The sequence below is a fragment of the Microcoleus sp. B4-C2 genome, from assembly GCF_036705265.1.
In the GTDB taxonomy this organism is placed as follows: domain Bacteria; phylum Cyanobacteriota; class Cyanobacteriia; order Cyanobacteriales; family Microcoleaceae; genus Microcoleus.
Genome location: NZ_JAUBUB010000104.1, coordinates 1 through 22101 on the forward strand (window position 1 = coordinate 1; position 22101 = coordinate 22101).

The window sequence follows — 22101 nt, forward strand, 5'->3', positions numbered from 1 at the left end:
GTCCTTTTTGGACGGGCGGGACGCCCATCCCACAATAACAATTAAAATTGTAAGTTATTTAATTCGCGATCCTTAGATTAAAGAATTTTAATCACGTAAGGTGCAGAGTGTGCACCCTACGTTTAGGGGAATTTGTGCGTAAGGTGCACGCTAGGTTTAGGTGGTGATATTGAGTGCGGTAAATTTTTAGGCGATCGAGATTTCAGGCGACAAATAAACATCTTGAATCGCGTGGAACAATTTTACGCCTTCTTCAAAGGGACGCTGAAAAGTTTTGCGACCGGAAATTAAGCCGCAGCCGCCAGCCCGCTTGTTAATTACCGCCGTGCGAATTGCTTCTGCAAAATCGCTTTTACCGGAAGCACCGCCGGAGTTAATTAAACCCATCCTTCCCGCATAACAGTTGAGCACTTGATAGCGAGTTAGATCGATCGGGTGATCCGTTGTCAAATCGGAATAAACGCGCTTATCGGTTTTGCCGTAACTCTTGTCGCTTGCTTTAGCAACTGCTGCATAGCCGTTGTTGCATTCGGGCAATTTCTGCTTGATAATGTCAGCTTGAATTGTCACTCCCAAGTGATTTGCTTGCCCGGTTAAATCGGCTGCAACGTGATAATCTTTGTCTTGTTTAAAGATATCGTTGCGGAGGTAGCACCACAGAATTGTCGCCATGCCGTATTCGTGAGCGTGAGCAAAAGCTTGACTGACTTCTTGGATTTGTCGCGTAGATTCCGGGGAACCAAAATAAATTGTGGCTCCGACTGCTGTTGCTCCCAAATTCCAAGCTTGCTCGACGGTTGCAAACATTATTTGGTCGAATTGATTGGGATAAGTTAGCAATTCGTTGTGATTGAGCTTGATAATAAAAGGGATTTTGTGCGCGTACTTGCGAGATACGCTTCCCAAAACTCCCAGGGTTGTCGCGACAGCATTGCAGCCTGCAGAGATTGCTAGTTTGATGATGTTTTCGCTGTCAAAATAAATGGGATTCGGTGCAAAAGAAGCGGCGGCAGAGTGTTCGATTCCTTGGTCTACTGGCAGGATGGATAAATAGCCGGTATTCGCCAAGCGTCCGCTAGAATAGAGTTGCTGAAGCGATCGCAAAACTTGAGGAGATCGATCGGTTTGAGCAAAAATGCGATCGACCCAATCCGGGCCCGGCAGGTGCAACAAATCTTTAGGAACTTTTGCTTGATGGGTGAGCAAGTCTTCGGCTTCGTCGCCCAGCCAAGACTCGATGGAATTGGGAACTGATAGTGTAGCTGTCATACAGATTTCCCTCTGAATTTCAATTACCGGCTGATGATTGCAGACATTAACCTTGCTGACTATTGTAACGAAAAAATCATATTTTCCATCCCCTCAACGATAGACCCAGTTTTTAACAAATTAGCGACAACAGCAGCTAGGACGCGCTACTCTATAATAAGCTGGCAGTTCAGCCGGATCGGCGCTGCCAGCGATCGCCGCTCGACTCACAACTTTGCCATCACAATGTCAAATACTTACTTCGATTCTGAAAACGCTCACAAATCCTTTGAGATGCCCGGTGCTCGGCCGCATTACAATCCGGATCGCCCTGGTCAAGTAGAGCATATTTTCCTCGACTTAGTGCTGAATATTCCCAAACAAAGCTTTCGTGGCACTTGCAGCATCCGCATCAATCCAGTCCGCAGCGGTATTGACAAATTAACCTTAGATGCTGTCAACCTGAATATTAAATCAGTAAAAGTCGGCGAAATTGAGCAAAATTTCGACAGCGATGGCGAAGTGCTGCAAATTCAACTACACGAACCAACAGAAGCTTACCAACCAATTACAATTGCGATCGACTACTGGGTCGAAAAACCCCAACGTGGCCTTTATTTCGTCGGCCCGGACAAACACTATCCAGACAAACCCACTCAAGTTTGGACTCAAGGCGAAGACGAAGATTCCCGTTTCTGGTTTCCCTGTTTCGACTATCCCGGACAGTTGGCAACTTCGGAAATTCGAGTGCAAGTTCCGAGACAACTTTTTGCTATTTCCAACGGCGAATTAATTAGTACAAAAAACGAAGGCGACGATAAAATTTATCACTGGTCCCAAACCCAGGTACACCCGACGTACTTAATGACCTTAGCAGTCGGAGATTTTGCCGAAATTAAAGACGAATGGAACGGCAAACCCGTTAATTATTACGTGGAAAGAAGCCGCGAAGCAGACGCTAAGCGCAGCATGGGCAAAACGCCTCAAATGATTGAATTCTTCTCTCAAGCATTTGGCTATCCTTACCCTTTTCCCAAATACGCTCAAGTCTGCGTCGATGATTTTATCTTCGGCGGTATGGAAAATACTTCCACAACTTTGCTGACAGATAGGTGCTTGTTAGACGAACGCGCGGCCCTCGACAATCGCGGTACTGAAAGCTTAGTCGCCCACGAATTGGCTCACCAGTGGTTCGGGGATTTAGTAGTAATTAAACATTGGTCTCACGCTTGGCTGAAAGAAGGCATGGCTTCTTATTCCGAGGTGCTTTGGACTGACAAAGAATATGGCAAAGAAGACGCGGCTTACTATATGTTAAATGAAGCCCGCAATTATTTAGCTGAAGATAGTTCCCGCTACCGCCGCCCGATCGTTACTCACGTTTACCGCGAAGCCATTGAATTGTACGATCGCCATTTGTACGAAAAAGGTGCTTGCGTCTATCACATGATTCGCGCCGAGTTGGGCGACGAATTATTTTACAAAGCAATTCACACTTTTGTGCGGGATAACGCTCACAAAACTGTAGAAACGATCGATTTGCTCAGGGCGATAGAAAAGGCTACTGGTCGCAATCTGATGTTTTTGTTTGACCAGTACGTTTATCGCGGCGGTCATCCCGATTATAAAGTTGCTTATTCCTGGGATGGCGACAGCAAGTTAGCAAAAGTTACTGTCACCCAAACTCAGGTAAAAGATAGCAAGAATGGCAACAGCAACAGCAAAGATGTATTCGATTTGAAAATCCCGATCGGCTTCGGTTACAAGCCAGAAAAAGAAGCAGAGGATGAGAGTGGGACATCTTCAACCCCGAACCTAAAAACTTTCACAGTCCGAGTGTCCGAACGCGAGCAAAGCTTCTATTTCCCCCTAGAAGAGAAGCCAGCGTTTATCAGTTTCGATGTCGGCAATAGTTACTTAAAAACAGTTGTTTTAGAGTATGGAATTGCAGAACTAAAAGCTCAGTTGCAGTTCGATACAGACCCAGTTTCCCGGATTTACGCGGCCCAAGCTTTGGCGAAGAAGGGAGGGCTAGAAGCTGTGAAAACGCTGTCAGAAGTTCTCAAGAAAGAGCCGTTCTGGGCAGTACGGGCAGAAGTTGCCGGTCAGTTAGTTGAAATTAAACTCGACCAAGTTTTTGAAGGTTTAGTAAGTGGTTTAAAAGATAAAGATGCTCGTGTTCGTCGCGCTGTGGTGAATGCGCTGGGTAAAATTCAAACTCACGAAACTTATAAAGCGCTGAGATCGATCGTCGAAAAAGGGGACGACAGCTATTATGTAGAAGCAGCAGCAGCGACTGCTATTGGCGGAATCTCAGCAGCTAACCCCGACGAAAAACCAACCGACGAACAGGTACTCAAAGAGTTAAAATTGGTGCTCAAAGAGCGTCAGGGGTGGAATGAGGTAGTGCGATCGGGTGCGATATCCGGTTTGGCGCAGATGAAAACTTCTGAAGATGCGCTGAATTTAATTTTGAAATACACAGCCGCCGGTACTCCGCAAGCTTTGCGCTTGGCTGCAATTCGAGCTTTGGGCACAATTTCCAGTGGTCAAACGAAGGTCAATTTAGAACGGATTTTGCAGCGATTGGCAGAATTATCTAAAGAGACGTTTTTCTTGACTCAAGTCTCTGTAGTAGTGGGATTAGGACAAATGCAAACTCGCAAAGCCATTCGCATTTTGCGTTCTTTAGCTGACCAAACTCCCGATGGCCGCGTCCGCCGCATGGCTGATGAAGCTGTGCAAAGAGTGCAGAAAAATGCTGGTTCTGATGCAGCGGTAAAGCAGTTGCGGGAGGAATTAGATCAGGTGAAAAAGGAGAATCAAGATTTGAGGAGTCGGATGGAAAACTTGGAGGCTAAGGCGAAGAAAGATTAGGTGTAAAATCCTACCGACGCAGATAAAGGCAGATATTGGCGATCGGCTTTTATCTGCTTGTCGGTAGAGGATTTGGCGAAGTTATTATAATAATATTATTGTTCAGTGGGAGTGCAGGGGAATTTCCTATTTTCGACAGACAGGAAAAGCCAAATATGTTTATTCTCCACTTTATTGCTGTCTCAACTTGGGAAGTGTCGATAATCAGGATACTGTTTTTATTTTTTAGTTGTAAACAGTTCATAAGGTTACAGCAGCTTTTGCAGCCAGAAATATTGCAGAAATCATGAGTATAAAAATCGCTTTACTGGTCGATCAATCTGGGGTAATTCCCTATCGCATTCAAGACGGACAAATTGAAGTAATGCTGATTACTTCTTCGGCTAGCAAGCGCTGGGTGATTCCCAAAGGATTAATTGAACCTGACATGACCCCCCAAGATTCCGCTGCCAAGGAAGCTTGGGAAGAAGCAGGTTTGTTGGGTAAAGTGTTCCCGGATTTGCTGGGAACTTACGAGTATCAAAAGTCAGGCTATATTTGTCAGGTAGAAGTATTTTTAATGGAAGTGCAAGCAGTTCTAGAAATTTGGCCGGAAGCTGGCAAGAGAAAGCGGCAGTGGGTAAGTATTCCTAAAGCAATTAAGCGGGTTAATGAACCGGAACTCAAACTCATTTTGGCGGATTTGCCAAATCGGTTCTGGTGAATAATACCCAGATATCCGACTTATTCACAAAGTCGGGTATCTAAGACTTCTCGACAAGCTGGAATCGGAAGTGCAGTCTAAGTTCAGCAATATTAAGATTAAAATGTGCGCGATTCCAGGAGTCACTTACCAGGATTTAAGTCGCCAGACAAGATTCCGCTATACGTTTCTCAAGTGGCTTGGCTCATAAGGCCCGATCGCGATCGAGTTCAAAAGGAGATAAACTCATGTTTGACTACAAACTTGTTGGCAGTAAACTCCATGAAGTCATTAACTCATAATTTATGTTATAATTTAATTGCAGCTTCGTTTACCATAATAAATTGCCTTGGATTATAACTTTGATTGGAATCCAGCCAAAGAAAAGCAAAATATTCGCAAGCATCAATTAAATTTTCGTTTGGCATCAACTGTTTTCCGCGATCGTTCTCAATTAACAATATATGATGAAGAACACAGTCAAGATGAAGATAGATGGATTACCATAGGCTTAGATGAAACAGGAACTTTAAGGGTTTTCATCCACACCTTTGAACAAACCGATCGCACCTCCTGTATAATTCGGATAATTTCAGCCCGCAAAGCTAATTTGACTGAAACCCAAGCTTATCAAGAGAGGAAATTATGAAATCAGAGTATGACTTTTCTTCATCAGAGCAAGGCAAGTTTTACCATCCTGATGCTACGTTTCATTATCCCATTTATCTCGAACCAGATGTCGAGGAATTTGTGACTAAAATTGCTGAGCATAAAAAGATGGAGGTTCAAGTTTTGGTCAATGAATGGCTGAGAAATAACATTAAACTAATTCAAAGTATTGAGTAGGTGAGAAACCCGGTTCCTTTTCTCAAGTGGCTTGGCTCATAATGCCCGATCGCGATCGCTCCCAGAAGGAGATAGGATCATGTTTGACTATAAACTTGTAGAAAGTAAACTCCATGAAGTCAATCGATTTTAGATTTTAGATTTTAGATTTTAGATTGAAGCCTTGACCCCACGGATAAATGCGGGGCGCAAGTTTCATCGGATACAGGTTTTTTATTTCTGGACGGATGAATCCGGGGGCTTGTATCCTGGATGCTTTCGGTCATTAACATCGTGAAACCACAACTGTCAGACACTCAAATAGAATTTATGGTTTCAAATATTCAGGCGGGCGAGTGGAATCTGGCGTTAGAGACTTTGTGCGATATTCTCATTGAAGAAGAAATTCCCATAAATTTAAAGGTTTAGGAACTTTGGCAAGAAGTGGGCAATATCTTGAACATGGAACGGGAAACTTGGGAGATGTTAAAAGTCCACGTAACTCTTTGAGAATAGAATATGTAGATGCGATCGCTGCAAATCCCAGAGAAATTGCAGCAACAAGTCCAGATGCCTTAATACAGATTAAGCGTTAGCTGACAGAAAAGGAATACTTTCGGCTAAGTTATCCTTAACTTCAATTCCCTGTTTTCTCGCCCAAAACTGGCTCAAAAAGTGAATTTGCCGCAAGCCCACAACTAAATTTAAACCGGGTACAAAAAGCCACCAAACTGTTAGCGGTTCTTTGATTCCTTCTTGGCGGTACAATTCATTAACTGTCTTGTAAAGTTTGAACTGCACGATGTAAATCCAAGCAATACCCAGCAAGGAAAACCAACCAAACCATCCGGGAACGTCAGGATCGAATATCCGCAAAGCTTGGGGGACGGCTACTCCTAAAACAAAGGGAAGCAAGCAAAGAGTTCCCGACCAACCGCTGCCGTTATAGCGACGCAATTCTTCTTGAATAATCCATTTGTACCATCCGTAATATAGCAGCAAGCTGACTCCAGACAGCAAAATTACTCGCCACAAAGAGCGCGGTTTACCTAAAGGTTTGTCGGACATATTTAGATGTAAGATATGAATGGCTATTTTGATTGTATTAACATTTGTTAATTATTGCAAAATCATTTCTCGAATCGATCGCGCTGTTGCAGGGGCCAGCAGAACACCGTTGCGATAGTGGCCGCTGGCGATGAAAACGCGATCGTTACCGGGAAGCGTTTCGATAATTGGGGCCGGCCGCCCTTCCGGCCGCGGGCGCAATCCCGACCATTTCCTGATGATTGAGGCGAATGCTAAGGCCGGACAAAGGGATGTCGCCCTCGCCATCACTTGCTCCAACATATCAGAATTCGCCTGAATTTCCCCGCCATTTTCGGAAAACTCCACCGTCGCCCCCACCCAAAATTCCTGATTTCCCACAGGCACAATGTGAACGTCATCGCAAGTAATTACCGGGCTAAAATCTGGGTTTCCTACAGGATTGGGCGTCAGCAAATGCAGCGCTTGTCCCAACACCGGGCGAATGTCAACCAACTGATTTAACGATGCAGTTACAGCAGCAGAACCCAAACCAGCCGCCACAATTAGTCGATCGAAATTTTCAGCAACAGGCAAGATGCCTGTTCCACAAGACTTATTGACAGTAATGGAAGATGGGAGTTGAATCTCAGACACCTGAGAATCCAACTCAGTAATGCCTTGAACTTCCACTCCAAACTCAAAATTAACTCCTTTGAGTTTAGCAGCCTCAACCAAAGCCAAAGTTAGCGCCGTCGGATCGACTTGCCGGTCTTGAGGCGAATAAATCGCAGCAATAATGTTATCCTTTACAGCAAGATGAGGGCAGCGATCGCGCACTCGTTCCCGATCCCAAAGTTCCAATTGCCAACCTTGAGACTCGCGAGTTCCTATCAATTTTTCCCACTTACTTAAATCCTCTCCCTCCGAACACAGCATTAAAATTCCTTGTTTGTTAAAAGGAATTTTTCGCCCCGTAACTGCTTCCAATTCTGGAATCAAAGTTTCGTAGCGCTGAAGGCTGGTTTCCCTCAACTGCCAATTTCTGCCCTTAGTTTTGTGGCTGATAACTCCCATCAAAACACCGAGTGCCGCGCCAGTAGAACCTTCAGCAGGCGGCTGTTTGTCGAACACAGTAACTTTCAGTTCGGGAAATTGACTTAGTTCAAAGGCGATCGAAGCCCCAACAATACCGCAACCAATAATTGCAACGCGAACCATTCAATTTTAGATTTTAGATTTTAGATTTTAGATTAACTGCTTCCTAGGTTTTGTCCATATAAACCTGTTTCGGACGGGCAAGATGCCCGCCCCACAAGAAAACTGATTGTTTCTTTGTGGAACAGGCATCTTGCCTGTTCTTGAGAATGATACCCGCACAAGAAAACTGATTGTTTTTTTGTGGAACAGGCATCTTGCCTGTTCTTGAGAATGATACCCGCACAAGAAAACTGATTGTTTCTTTGTGGAACAGACATCTTGCCTGTTCTTGAGAATGATACCCGCACAAGAAAACTGATTGTTTCTTTGTGGAACAGGCATCTTGCCTGTTCTGGATGCCAGATGTGAGTTAAGGCTAATTAAGCTTTAGGAATTAACTGCAAGAAGGCATCGAAATCACTGACAGCTTTTTGATAGCTGGCCGTGACTTTTGCATAGTCAAGGTCTTTAGCAGCAAGATCGATGTTAACCAAATCGGCAAACAAACTCTTGGTCAAATCAACAGCTTGTTGTTGAGAACTAGGCAACAAACTCGCAGAAACGGTTTTCATGGTGTTCCGCAAGTCGCCTAGAGGCCCGTGAATGTAAGTTCTGGTATCAACCCAATTCCGTTTTTGAATTAGGGTGCCCAATTTGTCCATGCGCGATCGGAAATCTGTCAGGGTAGGAACATAGCGCTCTATTTGCTGGATTTGCGCTGCTGTGTAAGTCGTTGGAACTTTTGCTTCGACACTGCTGCAACTAACCAGAAATGCCATCAAAAACGCCATCATCAAGGCAAAAATTGAACGGGGACGAGTCATGTCGATTTTAGATTTTAGATTTTAGATTTTAGATTGCTCGTTGCGAGCGGGCACAGGGCGGGTACGGGGTTGCTCGTGTTCGTTCCAAGGCTCTGCCTGAAAACGCAGATGCTTTGGCTCTGCTTCGCTGACCCAGCACCGAGAGTTATGTACAAAATATTATTTTACCTCCTGGCGGCGCAGAAAAGTTATCAGAGCATCGCCAACTTTTTCTGACCAATGTTCTTGAGGATAATGCCCCGCTTGTTCCAGTGTGACTAACTCTGCATTTTGCAGGGAACCTACTAGCTTTTGAGCGGGTTCAACACTCAGCCAAGGATCTGTCAAACCCCAGACAAATAAAGTTGGTCTAGTCCATCCTTTCAAGCCGGATTCAATTTCTGCCATTGACTGCGGCAATTGAATATTGCGGACTGTATTCATCAGCGATCGACCTGCATCCGAACTCTTCAAAAACGGGCGGCGGTAAACATCTAAATCTTTGTCTGATATTGTCTGACCGCTGCCACCTTCGAGAGTTCTGTCAACCAAAAGCGGGTCTTGCGTCATCATGTCGCCAATAAAAGGCAGCCCCAACTGCTGCATTTTCCAAGGCAATTTTATATTTCCTGAAACTGGTGTATTGATAACGGCTAGACGCTCAATTTTATCGGGATTGCGTAAAGCGTATTGAATGCCGGCTGAAGCTAAAAATCCTTGGACAACGAGGTAAAATCGGTCTAATTCTAGAGCTTGAATAAAGCCTGTGAGGGCGTCAACAAAAGCATCGGGAGTGTAGGCAAAGTCGCGCTTGTCTGGTTTTGTCGATCGCCCGTAACCCACCCAATCTGGGGCGATCGATCTAAATCCGCTTGCCGCCAAATCCGGCATCATTACAGTCCAGGTAAAACTCTGGGACGGCAAACCGTGCAGCAGCAGTACGGGGGGTTTACCAGTTTCGTTAACCGGATTTGTTTCCCGATAAAACCATTGCAGCGGGCCTACTTCAACTATTTTCTCATCAATTGACATTATTTTACTGGTTATTTATCAAACAATAAGGCGGGGATTCCCCGCCCTACTTACCTAATAGTTGGGTGTGCACATAGTACCTTACCCAACTAATTACAGCCGCGTTTAGAAATTCATTTCAGCAGCTTGAACTTTTTCGACCTGTTTCTTCTTGAGAACCAGCATAATTTGAGCCAGCATGGTCAAAGCTACGAAAGCCATCAATCCTTTAACGCGATCGGCACTTTGCAGCACAATCTCCACGTCTTTTTGACCAAAGCCGCCCACATTAGGATTATTGGTCAAAAGTTCGCCTGCTGCAACTGTTTGTCCTTCGGTAACAATCAGTTCTGGGCCTGCGGGAATCGTATCAACAACTGCTGCACCTTCTGCAGGTTGAATGGTCACTTCATAACCGCCAGCTTCCGGTTGAGCAATCTTAGAAATGCTGCCAGCTACCGAAGCATTGTAAACAGTATTATTGCTCTTTTCGCCAGTAGGATAAACCTGACCGCGGCCGCGGTTGCCACCCACATAAATTTGGTATTTGCCGTAGTGAACGGACTTGTCAGTTGCCGGATTCGGCGACAAAACTGGGAATACCAATTCTTTGTACTGTTCTCCCGGTACTGGGCCGACTAAAACAATATTTTCTTGGGTTTCGCTGTAAGGTTGGAAGTAAAGATCGCCGACTTTTTCCTTCATTTCTTCGGGAATTCTGTCAGCGGGAGCAATCTTGAAACCTTCGGGCAACATCACAACTGCGCCGACATTCAAGCCACCTTTGCTGCCGTCACCGACAACTTGTTGCACGCTAGTATCGTAGGGAATCTTGACAATAGCTTCAAAAACTGTGTCAGGCAAAACAGATTGCGGTACTTCAACTTCAGTCGGTTTTGCACCGAGGTGACAGTTAGCGCAAACAATGCGACCTGTTGCTTCGCGGGGAGTAGCGGGTGCTGTTTGCTGTGCCCAGAAAGGGTAAGCAAATGCTGCTTGGGGAAGTGCGATGTCGCTGGTTAGGAAAAATCCTGCGGCTACGATCGCAATTAAGGCTGTTTTCGCGATCGTCCTGGCACTGCGGCGAAATATCGCAGATAAATTAGTTTGTGGCATTAGAGTATTCAATCTCAAAGGTCAGACAATGCGTGAATTTTAGATTTTGAATTTTGGATTTTGGATTTCGGATTATTAGACTGTTTTAGGGATGCAATTATCTTGGATTTTCACCGCTGACCCCAATCTAAAATCTAAAATCTAAAATCCAAAATTGTTTAAGACCACCAAGGTGCTTCGCCGGTGCGGAAATCAGTTTCCTTCCAAGTTGTAAAAGCGATTTTGTCATCTGCGACAGTGGCGTGGGCCAGGGCCAGAGACAAAGGCGCGGGGCCGCGCACCACTTTGCCCTCATTGTTGTATTGAGAACCGTGGCAAGGACAGATAAACTTGTTTTCGCTAACATTCCAAGGCACGACGCAGCCCAAGTGAGTGCAGACTGCATTGATGCCGTAGTCAGCGAGAGATAAGTCTTCTTTCACCACAACATAGGTGGGGTCGCCTTTGAGACCTTGGGCTAAGCTGCGATCGCCCGCAGGGTGCGAAGCCAAATATTCGCTAACGATGATGTCGTTACCCAAAGCATCTTTAGCTGTCACTCCGCCACCAACTGCCCCACTCGACGGAGGAACAAAATATTGGACAACGGGATAGAGTGCGCCCAGTGCCACACCTGTGACTGTACCGAACGTCAGCAAATTCATAAATTGGCGACGCCCCATATCGGGGACATCGGGATTTCCAGCAGAAGATTGAGCCATGACCTGCCTTTACGGTTTTAAGTTACGTTTGTTTGTTAGCTGTTAGCGAACTTGTACGTGCAGAGGAAGGAGGATAATTGCCGTTAATCTGCTCGCACAAATTTTAGGCCGCGAAAATTCCTTTTAAGAATGCGCCTTCCAGCCTTTATTAGAGTATTATTACATTTTTTGAACTTTGTCTTTTATTGTTTAATGGATTAACTCAGGAGCAACCATGACGGGCCAGGATTTACACCAGCTACTGCTAGAAAAATGGGGAAAGTCTTACGATATCAGATTGCGGCGAACGCGGGGCAAGATTTTTGTGCAAGTTATGTGGAAATATCTAGAACAGGCATCTTTTCCGATGACGGAGGCTGATTATTTTGAGCATTTGGATGCGGTGGCCAATTACCTCAACGGCTGGGGGAGTACAGAACAGGTGAGAGAATATATCGTAACTACTCGCGATCGCCCGCGCTTGGGTAAAGCTGTCAGCGTTCCTCTAGATTTGGGTGAAAGAGCCTCGGAGTGGTTGCTAGACGAGTTTTGAATCACTCAGTCGATTTTAGATTTGAGATTGACCTTCATCATCCAGGATACCCGCCACGTGATTCATTCCAACGCGCAGACTCAGGCTCGAGAAATAAAAAACCTGTATCCGATGAAACTTGCCGAACGTATTTATCTCGCGCAAGTCAATGCTTCAATTCTAAAATCTAAAATCTAAAATCTAAAATCGCGCAATCGATTGACTCCACAGCCGGGCTCTGGGGGAGTTCCCTAAAGTTTTGTGTCGCGCCGCGGCTGGATGAGTTGAGCCCAAAGTCCCGAAAATCGATCGGCGAGCTTGTCATACGACTTGCCGCTGGTGAGAAACTAAGCTGTGGCGCCTCTAATTTGCACAGTTGTTTTGATTCAAAGTCTTGTGTGGCGGGCTTTGCTGCGCGCGCCCTGCTGTGGGATTTAAATGCCGCAACAGTTTCTGGGGCTTTTTAGGGGCTTTTTAAATTTTGGGCGATCGTCCTTCATGCTTACCAAAATCATCCGAACCAATTTCTGTCAACAATTTCACCTACAATGAGTGTCAGATATCTTGTGAAATTTAGGAGAATGTTGTAATGGGTGTTGCACTGGGAATGGTTGAAGTCTTAGGATTTCCCGCTGCAGTAGAAGTTGCGGACTCAATGGTGAAAGCAGCCCGTGTTACTTTAGTTCGCTATGAGAAAATAACCCGCGCCTACTGGACAATTATAGTGCGAGGAGATGTCTCTGAAGTGCAAGCAGCCGTTGCTGCTGGAATTGAATCAGTGAAAAAGGTCGATGGCGGAAAGTTGCTATCGTATCACATAATTGCTCGTCCCCACGAGAATCTGGATTACGTTTTGCCGATCGGCTACACTCCTGAAGTCGAACAGTTCCGAATGTAGTCAGTCGATTTTAGATTTTAGATTTTAGATTTTAGATTTTAGATTTACTTTTGTATTGAATCTGAGAGCTTGAAACTTAGTCTAAAATTTTGGGTGTTCCACTCCTTAAGTCGCGGGATTTTACCTGCTTTTACGCGGGGTCAAAGTTTTGACAAAACTTTGGTGTGGAATTTTAACTTTTAGTAATTATAGAGGCGCGGGCGATCGCGTCTCTATATTTTTTTGCTGAGAGTCGATCGATCTTTCGGTGGAGTTTTTACCGCCCTAAAAGCTTTACCAAACCAACCCCGCCAAAATACAAGCTCAGCACCGCACCTCCTAAAAGACTTTGCGTTAAAGGATCGGTAGAAGGCGTTAAAACCGCTCCCAAAACTGCCGCTCCCAAGACTACATACCGCCAGCCGGAAAGCATTTGGTTGGAAGAAACTATGCCCAAAACACCGAGCAATACTTGGAGAATCGGGATTTGAAAAGCTAAGCCGGTGCTGAACATTAACAGCAGCACAAATTTAAAGTATTTGTCGATCGACCACAACTGCTCTACAACATCAGCCCCATAGGTAACAAAGAAGTTGAGCGCCGCCGGAATCAGAGCGATGTAAGCAAAGACTAACCCGCCCAAAAATAGGAAACTCGAACCGAAAAACACAGGCCCCAGCAACCTGCGTTCTTTGCGAGTCAAGCCGGGGAGAACAAACAGCGCTATCTGGTAAAAAATAAACGGACTGGCGATGAGCAAACCGCTGTATCCGGCTACTTCAATAGAAACAAAGAAATACTCGCCGGGAGCTAGTTGCAGAAACTTGACGGGCCCGGCCGGTACTTCTAGCAATTGTACGATAGGTTTAACTGTGAAAAAGCAACCGATTACAGCGATTACTACTGCAATTAGCGAGTAAAAAAGTCGCTGACGCAATTCTTCTAAATGGTCGAACAAAGACATTTCAACTTCGTCGGGAAGTTCATCGAGATATTCATTTTCTAGGTTGCGGGAACCCAGAAAACTGTCGGCGATTAGTGCAATGTTATTTTCCGGGATAACTGCTTTGTCTTCTAAGTTACTGACACCCTCGAAATCATCGGCGATGGATGCAATGCTATTTTTAGCTCTAACTTTTTTATCTTCTAAGTTACTGACAGCCTCTAAATCCTCGGCGATTGGGGCAATGCTATTTTCCTCGCTAACTGCTTCGTCTTCTAAGTTACTGACAGCCTCTAAATCATCGGCGATGGGTGCAATGCTATTTTCCTCGCTAACTGCTTCGTCTTCTAAGTTACTGACAGCCTCTAAATCATCGGCGATGGGTGCAATGCTATTTTCCTCGCTAACTTCTTCGTCTTCTAAGTTACTGACATCCACTAAATCATCGGCGATGGGTTCAATGCTGTTTTCCGGGCTAATTGCTTCGAGGTTGTTGTCTGAACCTTGTTCGGATGTCTCCAAGTTTGAGGGAGCAGTCATAGGAAATTGGTAATTGGTAAGGGGTATTGGGAAGAGGAAAGGGGTAATTGGAAAGTGGTAATTAATTGGAAATTGGAAATTGAGAATAGTTATTTCATAATTGCTCCGACTTCCTTCTTCATTCTTTATTCTGACATCAGCAGTAGAAGGAACGATCGATAATTAATCCGTGTATCCATGTCAAAATCCGTGTCGTGCCTTCTTTATTCAATCACGATCGCAATTTTGCCGATCGCGCGGCCCGTTTCGCTGTAAGCGTGGGCTGCTGCTACTTCTTGTAAGCTGTAAGTGCGATCGACAATCGGCTCCACTTTATCGGATTCTATTAACTCCCGCAAAGCCCCTAAATCGCTGGTGTTGGCATTGGCGACAATTAATTTAGCTTTTTTACCCGATATAAACCAGCTTGTTAACATCGGTGCGAAATTGTCTAAAATCGGCAAAGTCGAGATATAAACTCCCTCTGGTTGCAGCACTTTTTCGCATTCAGCAAAGGTTCTTGTCCCCACCGCATCTAAAATTATATCATATTTTTCTGGCTGTTGAGTAAAGTCAACTTCCGCGTAATCGACAACAAAATCCGCTCCCAAACTCTTGACAAATTCTCTATTTTTAGCACTGCAAACTCCCGTTACTTCCGCGTTCATTGCTTTCGCAACTTGCACGGCAAAAGTGCCAACTCCGCCGGAAGCGCCGTTAATCAATACTTTGTTTCCTGATTGAATTCCACCCAAATCCCTGAGCGATTGCAAAGCAGTTAAACCTGCGATCGGTACTCCTGCTGCTTCTGCATGAGTGATGTTTTTCGGTTTAATTGCTGCATCCGATTCTGGCACGGCCGCATATTCGGCGCAAGCACCCCCATTGATGGGATTTAAGAAAGTATAAACTTCATCTCCGGGTTGAAATTTCGTGACTTCCCGGCCGACTTCCACGACAACTCCCGATATGTCAGAACCGACTATTCGAGGAAAGTTAAATCCTGTTAATAGTTGCAGGTGTCCTTGCCGGATTTTCCAGTCTACCGGATTGACGCTGCTAGCGCGAACTCGCACTAACAATTCGTTGGATTTGGCGATCGGCTTGGACAATTCTCGGTACTGCAATTCCTCGGCTGAACCGTAGCGATCGAACGCAACTGCTTTCATGGCAAATTTTCCGGTTTATTTCCAATAGAAGATTCAATCCTTTACAATTACAGCACATTCGATCTAAATCTGACACAGCAAATTGAGCTAGCCTTGTAGCAGCGGGCGATCGACTCTTGGAGGTCTCCAGACAAGGGGCAGGCGTGAGGCAATGGGCCCGCTGGCGATCGTGCGATCGCTAGAGATTAAAGTTAATAGGGACAGGGCGGGCGATCCCATAACCTTGAGCATAATCTACTCCAATCTCCCGCAATTTTTCTAAGATAGTCTCATCTTCGACAAACTCAGCTATAGTTTCGAGATTCATCGCATGGGCAATACCATTAAACCCTTCAACGAGCGCTTGAGAAATCAAATTATGACTAATATTTTTGACAAAAGCACCATCAATTTTTAGATAATCCACTGGTAAATTCATTAGATAAGCAAAGGAACTCAACCCACTGCCAAAATCATCTAAAGCAAAGCAACAGCCAATCTTTTTGAGTTCGCCCATGAAATATCTGGCTTGCTCAAAGTTTGCGATCGCTGCCGTTTCCGTGATTTCAAAACCAATGGTTTGTGGGGGAACTTTGTAACGAGAAAATTGTTCTATTAAAAACCTCATAAACTGATTGTTACTAATGCTAGCCCCAGAGAGGTTTATCGTATACAAGCCTTGAGTAAGAACATCTTTCTCCGGCAATTTGTGATAATTAGAGAATAAAGTTTCGATTACCCAACAATCGATCTCTGTTATCAAGCCGTAACGCTCAGCGGCGGGAATAAACTCATTAGGAGATACTATTTTTCCATTTTCGTCCAGCATTCTGAGCAAAATCTCATAATGCTCTACTAATGGTTTAGAAGTAATAGAGACAATCTTTTGGTAGTAGAGACAAAAACGATTTGTTTCCAGCGCCTGGGTAATTTTGGAAATCAACTGTCTCTCACCACGTTGTTTAATTAGCTCGCTATCATCTAGACTATAAATATGAACACAGTTGCGGCCTCTGGCTTTGGCGGCATAACAAGCTGCATCAGCCGCTCCCAGAAGCTCCATCAAATTTTGGCTGGTTTGGTCAATAGCAACAACTCCAATGCTGACTCCGATGATAAAGGTTTGGCCATTCCAAATAAACCGAAACTGATGCACTAGGTTTTTGAGGTTTTCCGCAATTTGAGTTGCTTGAGAGAGCGAACATTGAGTGAGCAAAATACCAAATTCATCACCTCCCAAGCGAGCCAGCATATCATGAGCACGGACTCCCTGTTGAATAAGCGCGGTGATTTGGCGCAGTAGCTCATCGCCAGCAATATGACCTACGGTATCGTTAACGACTTTGAATTGATCTAAATCTAAATAACAGAGAGCGTGCTGGTGATTGCTATGTTTAACAGAGGCGATCGCATCAACTAGGTGCTGCTCAAATCTTCGACGGTTGATTAACCCCGTCAGGGCATCGTGATTCTCTTCCCAAGAGAGTTGACGGGTGAGATAGCGCGATTCCGTAACATCATGAAAGACCATGACTGCCCCGATAATTTGACCTTGGCGGTCTCGAATCGGTGCTGCCGAGTCAGCAATTGGATACTCGGTTCCATCATGGGCAATCAGAATAGTATTGTTAGCTAAGGTCACAATTCGCTCTTCTAATAGAGCCTTGTTTATAGGATTCTCTACTGGCTCTCGCGTTACTTGATCGACAATTAGAAAGACTGTCGAGAAATGAACTCCTTGAACCTCATGATTTTTCCAGCCTGTCAGTCGCTCAGCTATAGGATTGAAATATCTCACATTACCTTGGGCATCAGTAGTAATAACCGCATCGCCAATGGATTGCAGTGTCACTTGAGCCAATTCCTTTTCGGCAAAGAGAGACTCTTCGAGACGTTGCCGTTCTTCAATTTCTATCAAGAGACGTAAATTCTGCTTTTGGAGTTTTTGTTGCAGCCTTCCGATAGTTAGGTGGGTTTCGACACGAGCTAATACTTCTTCGACTTGAAATGGCTTAGCAATATAATCTACCCCTCCTGCAGCCAGCCCTTGCACCTTATTAAAAGTTTCATTGAGCGCACTCAAAAAAATTATTGGAATCTCTGCGGTGCGCTCGTCAGATTTTAATTGTCTGCAAACTTCATAGCCATCTTGATCGGGCAACTTAATATCTAGTAAGATTAACTCCGTCGATGGCGATTGGGCGGCTCTGAGCGCCATTGCACCTGTCGTGGCACTACGAACTTTATAACCCTCTGCCCTCAAAGTATCCCTGAGCAGACGCAGGTTATCAGGCAGATCGTCAACAATTAAAATATTGCCTCGGTAGTTGGTAGCTCGATCGCTAATTCTATCGCTAGTTCTATCGACAATCATACTGATTTCCCTAGTTTCCTGCTAGAGGAATATAAACATATGCACAAATAGTATAGTTTAATTATTCGGTTAAAAGAGTCATTTTACCCACAAAGAAATCCTGCGAGCCCGGAGATATTGGGCTGGCAAGGGGGCGCAACCATAAAAAATATGAATTATTCAGCTAGGGGCAGTCCCCCCGTGGTAGCCCTTCTTCGCTTCGCGTAACATTAGAAGAACATTGTTTCAAGCCAAGCAGCCGATTTATGAACAAGCGGAGTTCTCAAATGGCAAGTCTACTCGTCATTGCGATCGGGTGTCTCGTGCTGTTGGGTTGGCAATTTGACATCTCCCTACTCAAAACCGGTTTTCCCGGTATGACTTCGACCATGAAAGCAAACACGGCAATTTGCTTTTTGCTGGCTGGAGTTTCTTTGAGATTGTTGCAGTACCAAAAAACCAGACTGCACGATCGCATCGCTCAAGGGATGGCAGGATTGATAATGATCGTCGGTATGCTGACGCTGAGCGAGTATATTTTTGGTTGGAAGCTGGGTATCGATCAGTGGCTTTTCCGAGATTTTGTGTCTTCCGCGACTCCTTATCCGGGAAGAATGGGAATAAATACCGCCCTAAATTTTGTGCTGATGGGACTAGCACTGTTACTGTTACGGCAAAATTCCCAACGGGATACTTGGTTGGCTCAGATTTTTAGTAGTGTTGCAGCTTTAATTTCTCTACTAGCTTTATTTGCACACCTATTCAATGTCGATATTCTTGAACGGTTGGTCACAATTACGACGACTCAATCCCTAAACACGATCGTCACCTTTTTCATCCTCTATGGAGGAATTTTATGGCTCCGCCCCAAGGAAGGATTAATGCAAGTAGTAACCAGTCCCCTAGTTGGCGGAGTCATGGTTCGGTGGTTGCTGCCTTGGGCCACGATCTTTCCCGTGACAGTGAACTGGTTCACTCTTCAGGGACAAAAGTTAGGCTGGTATAACGCTAATTTTGGCTATACATTGCGTTCAACTGTTATGGTTGTCACGTTTTCAATTCTCATTTTGGGGACGGCTCGCTTTTTGAACCAGATAGATTACCAGCGCCAACAAGCCGAAAAAGAAATTAAAAAACTTAACGAAACTTTAGAAATTCTTGTGGGTGAACGAACATATGCTTTACAAAAATCGCAGGCTCGTTTTGCAGGAATTCTAGAAATCGCCAATGATGCAATTATTTCAGTCGATCGCACTCAACGCATTACGCTGTTTAATCATGGGGCAGAAATGATGTTTGGCTATAAAATTGAGGAGATTTTAGGGAAGCCACTGAATTTACTGCTACCAGAACAGTTTAGAGATGCACACCCGCAGCATATCAAACACTTTGCACAGTCTTCTAGCAGAGCGCGAAGGATGGGAGAACGAGGCGAGATTTTGGGTCGTCGTCAAGATGGAACGCAGTTTGCGGCTGAAGCCTCTATTTCTAAGCTGGAAATGGGAGACGAAACGGTATTTACTGTGATTCTACGCGATATTAGCGATCGCCAAAAAATTGAGATGGCTTTACGAAACAGTGAAGAGCAGTTTCGCCATGCGTTTGAAGATGCCTCTATCGGAATGGCGATCGTTTCACTTGATGGGCACTGGATTAAAGTCAATCCTGCCTTATGTCAGATTCTTGGCTACTCCTCAGAAGAGTTGTTAGCGTTAACTTTCCAAGACATCACCCATCCTGACGATTTAGACCGGGATCTTAGTTATGCACATCAACTATTAGCTGGAATAATTTCAACTTACCAACTAGAAAAACGGTATTTCCATAAACAAGGACATATTATTTGGATTATTCTTAATGGTTCGCTAGTACAAGATGGACAAAAAAAGCCACTGCATTTTATTTCTCAAATCCAAGAAATTACCGCTCGAAAAGAAGCTCAAAAAACGCTAGAAATTCAAAGCGTTATCCTGAATAACATGGCAGGAGGAGTGTGTCTAATCAAAGCCTCAGACCTCACGATCGTCTACACCAATCCTACCTTTGACGCTATGTTTGGCTACCCAGAGGGCGAACTAGCAGGTCAACCCCTTGGTATTTTGAATTATGTCGATACAAATTTTACACCAGATGTAACAGTTCTAGATATCGTCACTCAAATTGAACAGACCGGGGAAGCGAAATATGAAGTCCAGAATAGAAAGAAAGATGGAACTCTCTTTTGGTGCAGAGTTCATACATCCAGGTTTGAGCATCCTGAATACGGAACTGTATATGTTGCTGTTCAGGAGGATGCAACAGAGCTAAAACTGGCTGAACAAGCCTTGCAAGCTACCACAAATCGCCTCAACTTTCTTCTAAACTACAGCCCAGTTGTCATTTTTAGCAGTAAACCTGCTGGCGATTATAGCGCAACGTTCATCAGCGAAAATATCAAAGATATATTGGGCTACGAAAGCCGCGAGTTTTTAGAAGATTCTAAATTTTGGGTGAATCACTTACACCCAGATGATGTAGAACCAGTGCTTCATGGCTTAGCAAATCTATTCGTTAATGATTTTTACTTCCACGAATACCGTTTGCGTCGCTCCGATGGGGTTTATTGCTGGATGCTGGGTCAGCTTAGGCTAATTCGAGATAATTCAGGTACACCAGTAGAAATCTTGGGATATTTAATTGACATTGGCGATCGCAAACAAGCTGAGTTGGAATTTCAGCAGGCAAATGAAGCAAACCAAGCCAAGACTGTCTTCCTTGCTAATATGAGCCACGAACTCCGCACCCCCCTCAACTCAATTTTGGGATTCACGCAATTGATGAGCTATGAGAGAAATCTGACTCCTTCTCTCCAAGAACGTTTACAGATTGTCAATCGTAGCGGTAGACATTTATTGGACTTGATTAACGATATTTTAGATTTATCCAAAATAGAAAGCGGACGGATGACCCTCAATCCTTCTGAGTTTGATTTGACAAGTTTGCTGACTTCTATTGAAGAAATGTTCCAAGTTAAAGTCCAATCTAAAGAAGTGCAGCTAATTGTCGATCGAGAACCCGACATTCCTCAATTTGTGCATAGTGACGAGAAAAAACTCTATCAAGTCTTGGTCAATCTGCTTGGTAATGCGATTAAGTTTACCAATCAAGGAAGCATCACCCTACGGGTAAGAACAACACAAATAGACAAAACATCCTGTCACCTATGTTTTGAAGTTGAGGATACAGGTGTCGGAATTGCGCCCACAGAAATTGAGAAATTATTTAAGGTTTTTGTGCAAGCCCAAGCTGGAAATAATTTGAGTCAAGGCACGGGGCTAGGTTTAGCCATTAGTCAAAAACTCGTCAAACTTATGGGCGGTCAGATTCGGGTTAAAAGCATTTTGAACCGAGGTAGCACTTTTTCCTTTGAGATTGGCGTACAGTTACCTCAAGCAGAATCCTTACCCCCAGAATCAATTAATCAAAAAGTAATTAGTTTAGCTCCTGGACAACCGAGTTACCGCATTCTTATTGTTGAAGATTTAGAAGAAAATCGCCGCTTGTTAGTCGAGATCCTTACCTCGGTTGGTTTTGAGGTGAGAGAAGCCAAACACGGAGTGGAGGCACTCTCACTGTGGCAGAGTTGGCGGCCGCACCTAATTCTGATGGATCTACGAATGCCGATCGTCGATGGCTACACAGCTACTAAATATATTAGAGAACGCCCTGAGAGCCAAGAAACTGTCATTATTGCTTTAACTGCGAGTGTTTTTGAAGAAGATCGAGAGAAAGTTCTCATGGCTGGCTGTAACGACTTTATAAGCAAGCCATTTGAGCAGAGAGAACTTTTTGACAAAATCGCTAAATATTTGGGAGTGCAATATATCTACGAAGTGGTAGAACCAACTCCACAAAAACAATTAGTTGAAACGCTGTCTGTAGAAGATATATCCGTGATGTCCCCTCAGTGGTTAGAACAAATGTATCAAGCAGCTTACTATCTCGATACCGAAGTTATGAACGAATTAATCGTACAAATTCCCGAATCAAAAGCAAGTTTGTCCCAAACACTAACTGATTATATCAATAATTTTAATTCCGATCGAATTATGGAGATCATTCGACCTTTGCTGCCTAATCCACTGTAGTTATCGAGTTTAAGGACAAAGAAGCATAGGAATGAGAATTAAATAACTTCCACAAGATTGTGGGATGGGCGTCCCGCCCGTCTTTTTTGGACGGGCGGGACGCCCATCCCACAATAACAATTAAAATTGTAAGT

Annotated in this window: 20 protein-coding genes; 9 read left to right on the top strand and 11 right to left on the bottom strand. The window is 44.4% G+C overall.

The features are described from left to right. Nucleotides 1-186: 186 nt before the first annotated feature. The gene (locus tag QUB20_RS23860; protein WP_333249945.1) at nt 187-1269 is read right to left on the bottom strand and encodes a class I fructose-bisphosphate aldolase; all 1083 of its coding nucleotides are present in this window, start codon (nt 1267-1269) and stop codon (nt 187-189) included. 225 nt (nt 1270-1494) lie between these two features. On the opposite strand from QUB20_RS23860, the gene QUB20_RS23865 reads away from it, so the two are divergent. From QUB20_RS23865 to QUB20_RS23890, 6 genes are all read left to right on the top strand, one after another. Further along, nucleotides 1495-4125, top strand: coding sequence for a M1 family metallopeptidase (locus tag QUB20_RS23865; protein WP_333249970.1), 2631 nt, complete (start codon nt 1495-1497; stop codon nt 4123-4125). Nucleotides 4126-4411: 286 nt separating this feature from the next. Continuing rightward, nucleotides 4412-4828: an NUDIX hydrolase gene (locus QUB20_RS23870; RefSeq protein ID WP_333249947.1), complete on the top strand. Its 417-nt coding sequence runs from the start codon at nt 4412-4414 to the stop codon at nt 4826-4828. A 328-nt stretch (nt 4829-5156) separates the two neighbouring features. Next, nucleotides 5157-5456: a BrnT family toxin gene (locus tag QUB20_RS23875; RefSeq protein ID WP_333249949.1), complete on the top strand. Its 300-nt coding sequence runs from the start codon at nt 5157-5159 to the stop codon at nt 5454-5456. Continuing rightward, complete coding sequence (locus QUB20_RS23880; protein WP_333249951.1) at nt 5453-5653, top strand: hypothetical protein; 201 nt, start codon at nt 5453-5455, stop codon at nt 5651-5653. The genes QUB20_RS23875 and QUB20_RS23880 overlap by 4 nt, the downstream gene beginning before the upstream one ends. Before the next feature lie 273 nt (nt 5654-5926). Beyond that, entirely contained in the window at nt 5927-6061 is a 135-nt protein-coding gene (locus QUB20_RS23885) for a MafI family immunity protein (RefSeq protein WP_333291692.1), read from the top strand. 5 nt (nt 6062-6066) lie between these two features. Next, on the top strand, nt 6067-6228 hold the full coding sequence (locus QUB20_RS23890) for a hypothetical protein (RefSeq protein WP_333291695.1): 162 nt from the start codon (nt 6067-6069) through the stop codon (nt 6226-6228). Here the strand turns inward: QUB20_RS23890 and QUB20_RS23895 are convergent. The 7 genes from QUB20_RS23895 to petC all read right to left on the bottom strand — a co-directional run bounded on the left by QUB20_RS23895 (nt 6218) and on the right by petC (nt 11489). Beyond that, nucleotides 6218-6700, bottom strand: coding sequence for a hypothetical protein (locus QUB20_RS23895; RefSeq protein ID WP_333124045.1), 483 nt, complete (start codon nt 6698-6700; stop codon nt 6218-6220). The two genes, QUB20_RS23890 and QUB20_RS23895, sit on opposite strands and share 11 nt — an antisense overlap. A 51-nt stretch (nt 6701-6751) precedes the next feature. Then, nucleotides 6752-7879 (bottom strand): FAD-dependent oxidoreductase, encoded by a 1128-nt coding sequence (locus QUB20_RS23900; RefSeq protein WP_333249956.1) that lies wholly within the window; start codon nt 7877-7879, stop codon nt 6752-6754. A 32-nt stretch (nt 7880-7911) separates the two neighbouring features. Further along, nucleotides 7912-8136: a hypothetical protein gene (locus tag QUB20_RS23905; RefSeq protein WP_333291697.1), complete on the bottom strand. Its 225-nt coding sequence runs from the start codon at nt 8134-8136 to the stop codon at nt 7912-7914. Nucleotides 8137-8238: 102 nt separating this feature from the next. Beyond that, the gene (gene psbQ, locus QUB20_RS23910; RefSeq protein ID WP_333055290.1) at nt 8239-8682 is read right to left on the bottom strand and encodes a photosystem II protein PsbQ; all 444 of its coding nucleotides are present in this window, start codon (nt 8680-8682) and stop codon (nt 8239-8241) included. Between the two features lie 159 nt (nt 8683-8841). Then, a complete protein-coding gene (locus QUB20_RS23915) occupies nt 8842-9693 on the bottom strand; it encodes an alpha/beta fold hydrolase (protein WP_333249960.1) in 852 nt (283 codons plus the stop codon). Nucleotides 9694-9798: 105 nt separating this feature from the next. Then, nucleotides 9799-10788: a cytochrome f gene (gene petA / locus QUB20_RS23920; protein ID WP_333238738.1), complete on the bottom strand. Its 990-nt coding sequence runs from the start codon at nt 10786-10788 to the stop codon at nt 9799-9801. Between the two features lie 158 nt (nt 10789-10946). After that, nucleotides 10947-11489, bottom strand: coding sequence for a cytochrome b6-f complex iron-sulfur subunit (gene petC, locus QUB20_RS23925; RefSeq protein WP_333249962.1), 543 nt, complete (start codon nt 11487-11489; stop codon nt 10947-10949). A gap of 214 nt (nt 11490-11703) precedes the next feature. On the opposite strand from petC, the gene QUB20_RS23930 reads away from it, so the two are divergent. Both QUB20_RS23930 and QUB20_RS23935 read left to right on the top strand, forming a co-directional pair. Next, complete coding sequence (locus QUB20_RS23930) at nt 11704-12021, top strand: DUF3067 family protein (RefSeq protein WP_333036983.1); 318 nt, start codon at nt 11704-11706, stop codon at nt 12019-12021. A gap of 568 nt (nt 12022-12589) precedes the next feature. Beyond that, a complete protein-coding gene (locus tag QUB20_RS23935) occupies nt 12590-12898 on the top strand; it encodes a carbon dioxide-concentrating mechanism protein CcmK (RefSeq protein ID WP_006631236.1) in 309 nt (102 codons plus the stop codon). A 256-nt stretch (nt 12899-13154) separates the two neighbouring features. On the opposite strand, the gene tatC is transcribed toward QUB20_RS23935, so the two are convergent. From tatC to QUB20_RS23950, 3 genes are all read right to left on the bottom strand, one after another. Further along, the gene (gene tatC / locus QUB20_RS23940) at nt 13155-13922 is read right to left on the bottom strand and encodes a twin-arginine translocase subunit TatC (protein WP_333249973.1); all 768 of its coding nucleotides are present in this window, start codon (nt 13920-13922) and stop codon (nt 13155-13157) included. Nucleotides 13923-14563: 641 nt separating this feature from the next. After that, nucleotides 14564-15508, bottom strand: coding sequence for an NAD(P)-dependent alcohol dehydrogenase (locus tag QUB20_RS23945; protein WP_333249964.1), 945 nt, complete (start codon nt 15506-15508; stop codon nt 14564-14566). Between the two features lie 178 nt (nt 15509-15686). Further along, nucleotides 15687-17861, bottom strand: coding sequence for an EAL domain-containing protein (locus tag QUB20_RS23950; RefSeq protein ID WP_333249966.1), 2175 nt, complete (start codon nt 17859-17861; stop codon nt 15687-15689). A 245-nt stretch (nt 17862-18106) separates the two neighbouring features. Here QUB20_RS23950 and QUB20_RS23955 point away from each other — a divergent pair, with 245 nt between their 5' ends. Continuing rightward, nucleotides 18107-21967, top strand: coding sequence for a PAS domain S-box protein (locus QUB20_RS23955; protein ID WP_333249968.1), 3861 nt, complete (start codon nt 18107-18109; stop codon nt 21965-21967). The last annotated feature ends 134 nt before the right edge of the window (nt 21968-22101 follow it).